The sequence below is a fragment of the Shewanella sp. MR-4 genome (genome assembly GCF_000014685.1).
Lineage (GTDB): Bacteria > Pseudomonadota > Gammaproteobacteria > Enterobacterales > Shewanellaceae > Shewanella.
This window is the reverse complement of sequence record NC_008321.1, coordinates 3,453,196-3,465,521: the sequence shown is the minus strand read 5'-3', so window position 1 is coordinate 3,465,521 and position 12,326 is coordinate 3,453,196. Positions and strand designations below refer to the sequence as shown.

The window sequence follows — 12,326 nt, the reverse complement described above, 5'->3', positions numbered from 1 at the left end:
TGCTTGCCTAAGGTGTTTTAGGACGCTTTTTACGTGACACTTTAGACTCTTCACCTTTCAGCAGCCGTTGAATATTTTCTTTATGGCGGATGATAATCAGCGTCGAGAGCATGGCGACGGGAATGGTAAATCTGTCGTCCAGCCACCAAGTATAAAGTGGCGCCAGCAGGGCAGTGATAATCGCGGCGAGGGAAGAGTAGCGGCTGATCAGGACTAAGACGACCCAAGAAGCCATCAAGCAAATGGCCAAGTCATCGCCAATCGGCGCCATGGCACCAAAAGCGGTCGCCACACCTTTGCCCCCTTTAAAACCAAAAAATATCGGATAGATATGGCCAAGACAGGCGGCGATTGCGATCAGACCGAGGGATATGGCGTCAATTCCCATTAAATAGGCAAGATAAGTGGGCAAGGCGCCCTTAAGCATATCGAAAAATAACACCATGGCAGCCGAGCTTGCACCGCCGATGCGCAGCACATTGGTGGCTCCGGGGTTGCCAGAACCCTGTGATCTGGGGTCGGGTAGGCCTCTCATCCTACACACTAGCACAGCACTTGAGACAGAACCGGCTAAATAGGCGGCCACAATCATCAAAAGTGTCAGTGTTAATTGACTCACATTGGTTTCCTTACACGTCTTAAGGTATTATCGCGCCACAATTTAACAGCCACTTGGCAAGCATTCAGTCATAAGCGATGGCGATAGTTTCTGAACGAACAAATCCATTTGGGCGTTATCCTACTTCGGATTGCTCCGAGTAGAAAGTAAATTAGTCGTTCCATTGAACGGCGGATTATACAGACTCTATCGCGTTTAGCTTATCAGACCTCATTGGCATGAGTGAGTAGGAATTAGTATGGATAAAGTGCTTATTCGACAATTACGTATTGATACTGTGATTGGCGTCTATGAATGGGAAAAGAAAATCCAGCAAAGCCTGTTTTTGGATCTCGACATGGCTTGGGATAATAAGGCCGCCGCGGCAACCGACGACTATCAATACGCCCTCTGCTATGAGACGGTATCTAATCGCCTGACTCAACTTGTCACCGAAAAGCCTATCGAGTTAATCGAAACCGTTGCCGAGCGGGTCGCCGAGTGCTTACTCAGTGAGTTTAAGGTGAGTTGGGTCAAAGTGGTGGTGATGAAACCCGGAGCAGTGCCTTCAGCCTCTGCTGTTGGGGTCGAGATTGAGCGCTCGCGTTAATTTGAATCTGTAGATTCGCGTTTTAGCTTCGCTAGACTGACGGTTCGGACATGGATATGGCACGTATATACATTAGTTTAGGCAGTAATATAGAACCTTCTCGCTATCTGAAGGCGGGCTTGCTGTCATTACGGGAGCACTTTGGTCCACTGCAGCTTTCCTCTATGTATGAGAGTGAAGCCGTAGGGTTTGATGGTACTAACTTTTTAAATATGGTGGCCTGTGCACAAACGAGCCTGAATATTGCTGAGGTAGTTGCGCAGTTTAAGCAAATCGAGCAAAATCACGGCCGGTTGGTGGGGGCCAAAAAGTTTAGTCCAAGAACCTTAGATATTGACCTATTGCTTTACGATGATGTCGTTTGTCAGACCCCTGTGGTACTGCCCCGCGCCGAAATTGTTACTAATGCTTTTGTGCTTTGGCCTTTAGCGGAAATCGCCCCCAATTTGGTTCACCCATTGCAGCAGAAAACCTATGCCGCAATGTGGGATGAATATGATAAAGCATCGCAAAAGCTGTGGCCTGTAGCCTTTGAATGGCCTCATGGGCTCACTTTTTAATTGATTGATAGGATTGTCATGGATACGTTTCAGGTAATTATTTTAGCTTTAATTCAAGGGTTAACAGAGTTCCTCCCCATTTCTAGTTCGGCGCACCTTATCCTACCCGCACAGCTTCTAGGCTGGGAAGACCAAGGCTTGTCCTTCGACGTCGCCGTGAACACTGGGTCATTATTCGCCGTAGTGATTTATTTTCGCAATGAACTCTGGGCCATGTTCAAGGCCTGGATTGCCAGCATGGTGAAAGGTCAACATTCCGATGACAGTAAGTTGGCGTGGTGGATCATTCTTGCCACTTTACCCGCAGTCTTTTTTGGTTTTATCGCCAAAGACTTTATCGAAACCCATTTGCGCAGTGCAGGCGTGATTGCCGTGACCACTATCGTCTTTGGTTTATTGCTCTGGTGGGCAGATAAGATGTCGCGCCGTGATTTAACTGTGTATCAAACTGGGTGGCGCAAGGCGTTGTTAATCGGTTTTGCGCAGGCGCTGGCATTAATTCCTGGTACTTCTCGCTCGGGCGCAACCATGACCGCCGCGCTCATGTTAGGCCTTAGCCGCGATGCGGCTGCGCGTTTCTCCTTCCTTATGTCTGTGCCCGTTAGCTTAGGCGCTGCCATTTTAGTGGGTAAAGATTTAGCTGAGAGCCCACTGCCCATTGATTTTCAAGCACTGACACTCGGTACTGTGATTTCATTTGTAGCCGCTTATCTTTGTATTCACTATTTCTTAAAAATCATCAGCCGTATGGGTATGACGCCATTTGTGATTTACCGCCTCATCCTCGGTGCTGTGTTATGTGGATTTATCTTCCTATAATACAGAGGCGCCATGGCTAAAAAATCGGGTCTAGTACCCGATTTTTGTGTTTTTAGGCGCGGATTTTCGTTAACGGAGTAAGTTATGGACCTTCAATTTCAATGTCCTACCTGTGGTTCGGCACTGATGCAGCATCAGGCATCCCAAGGTTTTTACTGTGCGAATAAGCATCATTTTGATAAAAACGAGGCGGGATATTGGATTTTTACTAAACCGGCACGGCAAAAGCCGACTGGCGACTCTCGCCAACAAGTAAGGGCGAAGCGATTCCTGCTTGAGTCAGGGATTTTTGCACCTTTGATCGAAAAAATGGGCGCGATGATTGCTACTCATCTCAAGGCAGATGATTGCCTGTTGGATTACGAGTGCGCTGAGGGCTTCTACTTGCGCGCTTTAGCTTCGGTGCTACCTAGGCTTACAAATGGATTAAACGTCCAGTACAGTGGCGTAGCGGACGCAGAAAATACTATTTTTGCTGCGGCCAAAGCGCAAACCCCTGCAACACTGTGCTTAAGCACCTCAAAAGTGCTGCCTTTTGCCGATAATTGTATCGATGTGATCACAGTGATCGATAAGCCGATGAAGGGGAAAGAATGTGTGCGAGTGCTCAAGGAGCAGGGATTCATCTTACAGGTGATCCCCGGCGCTCGTCATTTGTGGCAAATAAGGGAGTGTATTTATCCGGAACTGACTGAAAAAACTGTTCAAATAAATTTACCTTCAGCATTAATAGTCAAAGACCAACACCGATTGCAATTCAGCTTGTCGGTAACGGGCGAACAAGCTTTGGTCTTACTCGATATGACACCCTATGCGTGGCGTGCCTCTGAGCAGGTCAAACGGCTAATTCGGACGCGAACGTTCGATGCTCTCGAAATTGACTTTGTTTTAGTCTTGGCGCAAAAGTCTTTAATTGGGTCTTAACAGCCTAAAATACAAAATCCGATAGGATGTTTTTTAATCTATTCATTGGCTTATGGAATGCGTTTATTGATGTTTGAACAGGGCCATTTGCGCAAGTATATGATACTAATCGAGCTTTTTATGTTGTTTTAATGTAAATGCAAAACCGCGTGGCTTAAACTTTATCTTTATTACGCTTTTGTCTATCACAATTATTACCACGTTATTGCCTTTGTTTCCCTAATAGCCTCAGTTTGTCGCGTTGCAGTTTCTTTAAAATGTCAGCGATAGCATTGGGGCAAAAATAAAGTTTTAAGTAAAAGTATTCGCGAGGATTAAGAAAACTTAAAAACTCAGTTTATGGATGAGATTAAAAATCAAATCCGCTTAAAACAAATCAGTGGACGGCTTCAGCTTCGAACTTAGATTGTCGTTAAGGCGAGTGAGTTTTAAAGTGCAGGGAAGTGTAAAGGGAAAATGAACCAAGAAAGTTTGGGGTTGAGTTTAGTGTTACTTATAAGGAGAATTCTGGCACAAGGGTAAACTCGAGCCATAAAAAAAGGCCTGGATAGATGTGCTATTCGCTTTCATCTCTCACAAGCCTTTTATCCTAACCCGCTGAATTGCAGGTTAATTACTTATCATTACTTCTTGTAACGAGAAGCAACGTTGTCTAGACGGTCGTTAGCGCGCTTAGCTTCTGCTTGTGCGTCCATAGCTGCTGCTTTAGCATCTTTAACGTCTGCAGACAGTTTGCTTTGCTCTGATTTCAGAGAGCTAACATCAGCTGATAATTGATCAACTTTGTTGCCCAGAGTTGCAACGCTTTCTTCCAGAGCAGTAGTGTTTGCACAACCACCTAGTAGGGCAGTCATTGCTAAACCAGCAATCATCAGTACTTTTTTGTTCATTGTAAAAAATCCCTTAAAATAGGTTGGATTTGAATGTTTCGTCACTTTGGAATCGAAACTGCCTAATTATGACATAGCTATTTTAATTTGCTACGAATATTAATGCGTTTAACCACTATAGACATATAAATTTTTTTTAAAAGCGTTTTTTCTCGGTTATATCGGCCTTTTTCATCGAAAAACGGCACAGTATTTACCAGAAAGTGTGGTCGTATTTACAAAATTATTACAAATTTATGGCGTCTCTTTAGCCTGTGCTCCTGGCCAATGTTGTTTTACCTGAGCGACCATTTCAATTCGCTTCGAATTGACTACCTCTTTTATCTGGGCACCTTGAAAACCTGCAGCAATGATTGCCTTTACATCAACATTATTGGCGGCTAAAAAACACGCATTGAGGTAGTCGCTCTGTGGGTAAGGTTGATGTTCGAATCCCGTTCGACCACGCATATCGGCGATACAGGCTAATAGAAGTTGCTTTAGTCGTTCGGGTTTACGCCAAAAATCGGCTTTATCGAACAGTTTAATGATGGTTTCGCTCCTTAACTCAAAAGCTTGGTGCACATTCTGATGTTGATCGCTTACCAAAAGCGCTAGATCCCGATACTCATTGGGCACGCGCAGCCGTTCACACAGGCTTTTAATCACTGGCAGTCCTTTTTGCCCATGGCCATGGTGTTTAGGCCAGTGTTCTTTGGGGCTTAATGCTTTACCTAGATCGTGCACTAAGGCGGCGAAGCGCACGGCTTTTTCCTCTGTCATGGATGAGGACTGGGCTAATACCATCATAGTGTGCAAACCCGTATCTATTTCTGGGTGCCATTTTTCAGGCTGAGGGACGCCAAACAGCGCATCAATCTCGGGAAAGAGGACTTTCAAGGCGCCACATTGGCGTAGCACTTCGAAGAAGACTTCTGGGTGAGGACCGCCAAGACTCTTATCGACTTCTTGCCAGACGCGTTCAGGCGTGAGTGCGGTTAACTCTTCGGTTTGACTCATGTGCTGCATTAACGCCATGGTTTCTGGGGCAATCTCGAAACCTAATCCATGAAAACGTGCGGCAAAACGGGCAACCCGTAATACTCTCAGTGGATCTTCTGAAAAGGCTGCCGAAACATGCCGCAGCTGTCGTGCCTCTATGTCCGCGATACCATGAAAAGGATCGTGTAAATTACCCGCCTCATCTTGAGCTATGGCATTAATGGTTAAATCACGTCTCAGTAGGTCTTGCTCTAGGGTGACCTCCGGACTGGCATAACAGCTAAAACCGCCATAGCCTAGGCCGACTTTGCGCTCCGTTCGCGCTAAAGCATATTCTTGTTGGGTTTTAGGGTGCAAAAAGACTGGGAAGTCTTTACCCACCTGGCGATAGCCTAATTGCAGCATTTGCTCCGGAGTGGCGCCAACAACCATAAAATCTTTATCTTTTATTGGGAGATTGAGCAGACTGTCTCGTACAGCTCCGCCCACTAAATAAATTTTCACAGGAATATTTTAGCTAGTGTGTCATAAAGCTAGCTTAACATGATGAGGCGATGGCGAGTCGAATTTGGATGCAGATATTTATTGGGATGTCACATCCATGTTGCGGATGTTTTGACAATATCATTGGGACGTTTTAACGTGGGGCGTTATTTTTAGCTTAGGATGATTGGTGGTATGTACAAGGCCTTTTATGGACTCAGTGATAACCCTTTTTCGATTGCACCCAATCCTCATTATTTATTCTTGAGTGACAGACACAGAGAAGCCTTAGCTCATTTGACCTATGGACTAGGTGAGACTGGGGGATTTGTGTTATTGACGGGGGAGGTTGGTACGGGTAAAACGACAGTATCTCGTTGTTTACTTGGGCAATTGCCCGACCATACCGACACGGCATTTATTTTAAATCCTTCGCTGACTGAGTTGGAACTCCTCGCCACACTCTGTGATGAATTGAAGATTAGCTATGGTGAAAACCCAACCCTTAAACAGTTAACCGATCATCTGAGCCGTTTTTTGCTGGCCAATCATGAGAAAGGCCGCAATACCGTACTCATTATCGATGAGGCGCAGCATCTGCGTGCCGAAGTATTAGAGCAATTAAGGCTGCTCACCAATCTCGAGACCGACACCAAAAAACTGCTGCAGGTGATCTTAATTGGTCAGCCAGAGCTGCAATTGCTACTTAAACGTCAAGAGCTTAGACAGTTAGCTCAGCGTATTACTGCCCGCTATCATCTATTACCTCTTAATGAAGATGAAATCGCACTCTATGTGTTGCACCGTTTACAGGTGGCGGGTCGTTTCGAACCGCTTTTTACCCGTAAAGCAATTAAAGTGCTGCACAAATACAGTGGCGGTATTCCGCGGTTAATTAACTTGTTGTGTGAGCGTGCGCTGATGGCGGGTTACGCACAATCTAAGGTGCCAATCGATCACCATATGGTGAGACAAGCGGCGGCTGAAGTATTAGGCGAAGAAGAACCACAGCAAAATAAACTCTTGTGGCCGAGTGCTATTGCGGCGGCATTAGTTGTGGCTTTCGGCGTGTCTTATTGGTTATTTACCGAAAGTCCAGCGGTTGCCAATGTGGTCAATTCGCCTGTGACACAAGCGAGCCAAACGACACCAGCTGCAACTCAAGCAGCGACTCAAGCTAATAGTATTCAGCCGGAGCAAACACAGGCAGCGACCCAGAGTGCGCCAGTGGCTAGCGAGCCGCAAACGCTTGCGGCGCCGGATCCGAGTGTGCGGGTGTTGCAGGAGGCCATCAAACAAAGTCGCAGTATCGATACCGCCTTTGCAGGCCTCTTTAATGTGTGGGGTAAGGTCCCCTTTAAAGGCCTAACCGCGTGCCAGTCGGCGCTGGAGCAGGGGCTTTCATGCTATCAACAGCAGGGCAATTGGATGTCGCTCACAAGGCTCAATTATCCCGCGGTTGTGTATTTAGTGGATGACAACCAACAAGATTTTTATGGCGCTGTGATTGCTGTCGATGGTGAGCAGCTATTAATGCAGTTGGGCGAGCAGCAGCTTTGGGTCGATAGAGCCTGGTTCAATCAACACTTTAGCGGCACCTTTGAAATTCTCTGGCAGGCACCTAATTTGCCTATGCTGGAAATCAGCCATAAGTCGAGTCCTGGACAATTACAATGGCTTGAAAATGCCCTTGCCCATGTGGCTAACCGACCTTCGCGCCGGGTGTCTCAATTTGATCTGAAATTAGAGAACGATCTTAAAGCCTTCCAAAGCCAGCATGGTTTAAAGGCCGATGGTATTGCAGGTAATCAAACCTTAGTGAGACTGAATTTGTATTTAAGCGATCAGGGACCGCGCCTCACCGATAATGGAGCGCAGAGTTAATGTCCATTTTACTCGATGCGGTAACCCGTAATAAGCAGCAACAAACTTCACCCTTACCCGATGCGGTATTAACGCCGAGGGCAAGTTATCCTTCGGCGCGTAAATCGGCGTTTCCTGTGGCTAAGTTATCCTTGCTTGCCGTCGCGGTGGCGCTGGGGGTGGGTGTGGCGTGGGGTGTGGCGAATTGGCAACAGCAACATTCACAGTTAATTGTGAAGGCATATGAGGTGCCTGCAGGCTCCAGTAATTCAAGCCAGGCGAATGCGAGTAATCTTATCGCTGAAAAGGCATCACAGACAGGCTCAGCCCTATTAACGACGCTTCAGCAGTCGAAGCCAGAAGGGACCAACGCGTCTGCTGGTAATGCTACAAGCGCTTCCTTGCAAGATGATTTATCGACGCAAATGACAGTAGAATCCTCTGGATTTAGGTTAGCGGGCAAAGTGGCATTGCCGAGGGAGCAGGTATTAAATGAGGCGCCTGCAAACGTGCAGTCTTATCAGTATCCCAACATGAGTTCGGCTCTATCTACCACAGCATCCGCTTCTGCGAGTGCGGATCCTAGCTACGATGACTATCTGGCGACGTCTGCCGCCTTAGATGAAACGACTCGAACACAGCAACCCTCAGTTGAAGACATTGCGCCACAGGAGACGAGTGAGTCTGAGCCTATTATGTTGGGTGCTAATGCAAATCGTCAGGGCTTAGCGACACTCGAGGCACTGCGTGAGCAAGTCAATGCCGCTGCGGCCGATGTGGGCTTAGAGACGGCGCAGAGCCGCAAAGAGGATGAGTTAGTCGCGAATTTTCAGGATGCGCTCAAGGATGTGGAATATGTAAAGGCGGCTAAGACGCCGGTAACTGAGCCCAAGCTTGATCCTATTCCTAAGGTCGAAAACGACGATATTCCTAAATATGGGCAACTGCCTGCAGGGTTACAACTCCAAGTACCTGAATTTAATATTGTTGCCCACGTTTATTCGACGGATGCGAGTCAGCGTTGGTTGAATGTCGATGGCGCCGAGTTACAGGAAGGCGACCAGATTGGAGGCAAGTTAAAGATTATTGCGATTCGCCCACGGGATGTGGTGCTCGAAATTCAAGGTACGCAGTTTAGGGTGCCTGCTATTTAACTGTGCTGTAGCAAACAAAAAAGGCGCCGAATGGCGCCTTTTTTATCGATTAAAATCAAAGGTCAAGCAAAGAAATTGTATGCCAGGAATAAGGTCAGGGCGTAACCAATGCTATAGCACAGGAACAGGGCTGGCACATATTTCAGATAGCTTACGAAAGTCAGTTCTTTCACTTTGCTCATGGCGACGATACCCGCAGCCGAACCAATCACTAACAATGAACCACCCACGCCCACACTGTAGGTTAACCCTAACCATTCTGGGGTGTTGAGTACTGGCTCTGCTTTAAGCAGCGCAGCCGTCAATGGCACGTTATCGATAAGGGCAGAACCCATACCAGTAACGAAGTTAGAGATGTTTGGATTAAACAGGCTGTAAGCTTCGGTCAGCATATCTAAGGTGCCGATTTCTTTAAGCATACCAACCAGCAGTAAAATCCCTAAGAAGAACAACAGGGTGTCGTATTCGACTTGGCGAATATATTCGAGGATCTTGATTTCTTCTTTATCACTGCGGGTCGTGTGGCCGATAAGGAACATAATCGACAGACCGGTTAAGAAGGTCAGTACCGGTGGAATACCAAACAGAATGTTCAGCAGCATGGTCATCAGAATCGTGCAGAAGAACACTAAGGCAATGAGCAGATCCACGGTTTGATAGCTGTGTTTAATTGGGGTGGTGGACACCACGCCTTCAGCCTTCAATGAGAACAACGTCGCCAGTAAAATCACACTCACGGCAGATGGGATAAACAGCATCAACAGTTCGGAGATGTGTACGTGGCCGCCTAAGAAGATCATTAAAGTGGTGACGTCACCGGTGATCAGGGCGACACCGCCAGAGTTCACGGCGAAAATAATCAACACAGCCATTCTGCGGCGCATTTGCTTTTCGAGCTTAAAGGTCGTTAACAAGCCTAAAGACACTAAGGTCGCGGTGACGTTATCACAGAAAGCCGACAGGATAAGCGCGAATAAGGCCACTTGGATCATCAACAAACGCACAGAAACCTTCTGCGGGAACAGCTTCTGCACCATAATTTGGATCATACCTTTGGCGTTTAGATAGGCCACAAAGGTCATTGTCGACATCAAAAACAGCCACAGGGTGGCAATTTCGAGCAAGTTTTCATTGAGTTGATGGGCAACCAGTTTCTCATGGTTGGCGTCTCCGGCAGCCATAAACAGTGCTACCCAGGAAATACAGCCAAAGAATAAGGTGGTTTTTGCTTTATTAAGGTGGGTGACTTCTTCGAAAATAATACTGAGCAATGCGAGCACCGCCAGTATGATCAGAAAGGTATATAACATAACTGCAATTCCAACTGCTGTTTTAATGTCGTGGCAAGCCAAAGGCGAGCTATTGAGTGGCATTATCAAGGCTAAATTAAGCTTGCCGTGTTAATGCGTGCGGATCAGAACATAATGGGGTGAATAACGCAACTGTTAGCTGTAACTCGGATTTGCGTCATTTTGTGATATTGGTCTCAGTGAAAGCGATAGGTTTTTAGCGTTAAACACTATTTTATTTTTAATGAGTAGTTAATTATCTTGTTTGGTGGAGATTGCCGGAGGACTGTAAAGTAAGATCTACGATTAAAGTCTAAGCAGTTATTTTGCCGATCCCGCAATTAATTTTTCTTTATGAAGGAAATATTGAACGAAAATGCAGTCATTCAACTAAAGGATCGGATTTTGTGCTGTTTACGGTGCTGAGTGCGGGATCCTTTAGCTGTGTCACAAAAATGACCAGGTCAAAATATTGACTGGGCAGAAAGTGAGCTGTATCTTGTGCCTCTTTAGTAGTTAAGACACTGGATGTTGTATCTTAAGGATAATGCAAAATGACATTTGTGCTCCGGAGTCTCCTGTTGTTAGGCTCTTTAGTGTGGTTAACATATAGTGGCAAGCAGCTGATTTCGTTAGGAATATTACATAATCCTAGTCTGATGGTTGACCATATCACTTTGACCTTACAGGTCCTCGTCGCGGCGGTTGTATTTAAATCAGCCTTAGGTTCTAAACGTTCCGATAGCTATTGATGGGGTCAAGGCTCACGCAATAACCAACGCAAACGCCAAGCAATAAAAAGGGACGCTCATGCGTCCCTTAGTGTTTTAAGCTATCGCTTACATAGCCGCTTTCATACGAGCTAATACGCGATCCGCCGCTTCTAGCGTGAGGCGCAGTTCTTCTTCGCCATGGGCCATCGACAGGAAGCCAGCTTCATAGGCACTCGGCGCTAAGTAAACGCCTTCATCTAACATGCCGTGATAGAAAGTACGGAAGTGTTCAATATTGCACTTAGTCACTTGGTCGAAGCGCGTGATCTGCTCTTGCTCGGTAAAGAAGAAGCCGAACATGCCACCGACATAGTTGATGGCCATTGGGATGCCGTGTTTGTCGGCCGCCGCTTTAAAGCCTTCGGCGATACGTTTGGTTTTCGCGCTCAGCGCTTCGTATAGACCTTCTTCACACAGGGCTTCCATTTGCGCTAGACCTGCTGACATCGCAATTGGGTTACCTGACAGGGTACCCGCTTGGTACACAGGACCTGTTGGAGCGATAAACTGCATCACGTCTTTACGGCCGCCAAATGCACCCACAGGCATGCCGCCACCGATGACTTTACCTAGTGTGGTTAAGTCTGGTGTAACGCCATAGTGGCCTTGCGCACCGCTTCGTGATACACGGAAACCCGTCATCACTTCGTCGATAATGAGCAGCGCACCGAACTCATCACACATAGTGCGCAGACCTTCGAGGAAGCCTGGGATAGGTGGGATACAGTTCATGTTGCCTGCCACAGGCTCGATGATGATACATGCAATCTCAATTGGATATTGCTCGAACAGCGTACGAACAGAATCGAGATCGTTATACACAGCCGTTAAGGTGTGCTTAGCGAAATCTTCAGGAATACCAGGAGAGCTTGGTTGACCTAAAGTTAGAGCACCAGAACCTGCCTTAACTAATAGGCAGTCTGCGTGGCCATGGTAGCAGCCTTCAAACTTTAAGATCTTGTCACGATTGGTAAAACCGCGCGCTAAACGGATTGCACTCATGGTGGCTTCAGTGCCTGAGCTCACCATACGCACTTGCTCAATTGAAGGCACCATGGCGATGACTTTCTCGGCCATTTGCACTTCAAGTTCGGTTGGCGCGCCAAAAGACAGACCATTGTGCACCGCAGCTAATACGGCTTCACGGATCTTTGGATGGTTGTGGCCGAGGATCATCGGGCCCCAAGAGCCAACATAGTCGATATAAGCTTTACCATCGGCATCGTAAATATAAGCGCCATCGGCTTTTTCAATAAACAGCGGCGAACCACCTACACCGTTAAATGCACGAACCGGAGAGTTAACACCGCCGGGGATGGTTTTTTTAGCCTGTTCAAATAGCGCTTCGGAACGGGTCATGTTAAGTCCTTAAAGTAAGTAGC

At 46.8% G+C, this 12,326-nt stretch carries 11 protein-coding genes; 6 read left to right on the top strand and 5 right to left on the bottom strand.

Going from position 1 to position 12,326, the window contains the following annotated elements:
- Positions 1 to 7: 7 nt before the first annotated feature.
- Positions 8 to 619: a glycerol-3-phosphate 1-O-acyltransferase PlsY gene (plsY, locus tag SHEWMR4_RS15220; protein WP_011623653.1), complete on the bottom strand. Its 612-nt coding sequence runs from the start codon at positions 617 to 619 to the stop codon at positions 8 to 10.
- Between the two features lie 238 nt (positions 620 to 857).
- On the opposite strand from plsY, the gene folB reads away from it, so the two are divergent.
- The 4 genes from folB to SHEWMR4_RS15200 all read left to right on the top strand — a co-directional run bounded on the left by folB (position 858) and on the right by SHEWMR4_RS15200 (position 3,511).
- The gene (folB, locus tag SHEWMR4_RS15215) at positions 858 to 1,208 is read left to right on the top strand and encodes a dihydroneopterin aldolase (protein WP_011623652.1); all 351 of its coding nucleotides are present in this window, start codon (positions 858 to 860) and stop codon (positions 1,206 to 1,208) included.
- Positions 1,209 to 1,264: 56 nt separating this feature from the next.
- Positions 1,265 to 1,768 carry a 2-amino-4-hydroxy-6-hydroxymethyldihydropteridine diphosphokinase gene (folK, locus tag SHEWMR4_RS15210; RefSeq protein WP_041409112.1) on the top strand — a complete coding sequence of 168 codons (504 nt, stop codon included), beginning with the start codon at positions 1,265 to 1,267 and terminating at the stop codon, positions 1,766 to 1,768.
- A gap of 18 nt (positions 1,769 to 1,786) precedes the next feature.
- The gene (locus SHEWMR4_RS15205; RefSeq protein ID WP_011623650.1) at positions 1,787 to 2,587 is read left to right on the top strand and encodes an undecaprenyl-diphosphate phosphatase; all 801 of its coding nucleotides are present in this window, start codon (positions 1,787 to 1,789) and stop codon (positions 2,585 to 2,587) included.
- Positions 2,588 to 2,671: 84 nt separating this feature from the next.
- On the top strand, positions 2,672 to 3,511 hold the full coding sequence (locus SHEWMR4_RS15200) for a putative RNA methyltransferase (protein WP_011623649.1): 840 nt from the start codon (positions 2,672 to 2,674) through the stop codon (positions 3,509 to 3,511).
- Positions 3,512 to 4,134: 623 nt separating this feature from the next.
- Here SHEWMR4_RS15200 and SHEWMR4_RS15195 read toward each other — a convergent pair.
- Both SHEWMR4_RS15195 and SHEWMR4_RS15190 read right to left on the bottom strand, forming a co-directional pair.
- On the bottom strand, positions 4,135 to 4,401 hold the full coding sequence (locus SHEWMR4_RS15195; protein ID WP_011623648.1) for an Lpp/OprI family alanine-zipper lipoprotein: 267 nt from the start codon (positions 4,399 to 4,401) through the stop codon (positions 4,135 to 4,137).
- A 234-nt stretch (positions 4,402 to 4,635) separates the two neighbouring features.
- Positions 4,636 to 5,886: a multifunctional CCA addition/repair protein gene (locus tag SHEWMR4_RS15190; protein ID WP_011623647.1), complete on the bottom strand. Its 1,251-nt coding sequence runs from the start codon at positions 5,884 to 5,886 to the stop codon at positions 4,636 to 4,638.
- A 174-nt stretch (positions 5,887 to 6,060) separates the two neighbouring features.
- Here SHEWMR4_RS15190 and SHEWMR4_RS15185 point away from each other — a divergent pair, with 174 nt between their 5' ends.
- Together SHEWMR4_RS15185 and SHEWMR4_RS15180 are read left to right on the top strand one after the other, a co-directional pair.
- The gene (locus SHEWMR4_RS15185) at positions 6,061 to 7,749 is read left to right on the top strand and encodes an ExeA family protein (RefSeq protein WP_011623646.1); all 1,689 of its coding nucleotides are present in this window, start codon (positions 6,061 to 6,063) and stop codon (positions 7,747 to 7,749) included.
- Positions 7,749 to 8,882, top strand: a complete 1,134-nt coding sequence (locus SHEWMR4_RS15180) for a general secretion pathway protein GspB (protein WP_011623645.1) — start codon at positions 7,749 to 7,751, stop codon at positions 8,880 to 8,882. Before SHEWMR4_RS15185 ends, SHEWMR4_RS15180 begins: the two co-directional genes overlap by 1 nt.
- Before the next feature lie 62 nt (positions 8,883 to 8,944).
- Here SHEWMR4_RS15180 and nhaD read toward each other — a convergent pair whose 3' ends face one another.
- Entirely contained in the window at positions 8,945 to 10,192 is a 1,248-nt protein-coding gene (gene nhaD / locus SHEWMR4_RS15175) for a sodium:proton antiporter NhaD (RefSeq protein WP_041408837.1), read from the bottom strand.
- A gap of 818 nt (positions 10,193 to 11,010) precedes the next feature.
- Complete coding sequence (gene hemL, locus SHEWMR4_RS15165) at positions 11,011 to 12,303, bottom strand: glutamate-1-semialdehyde 2,1-aminomutase (protein ID WP_011623643.1); 1,293 nt, start codon at positions 12,301 to 12,303, stop codon at positions 11,011 to 11,013.
- Positions 12,304 to 12,326 lie beyond the last annotated feature (23 nt).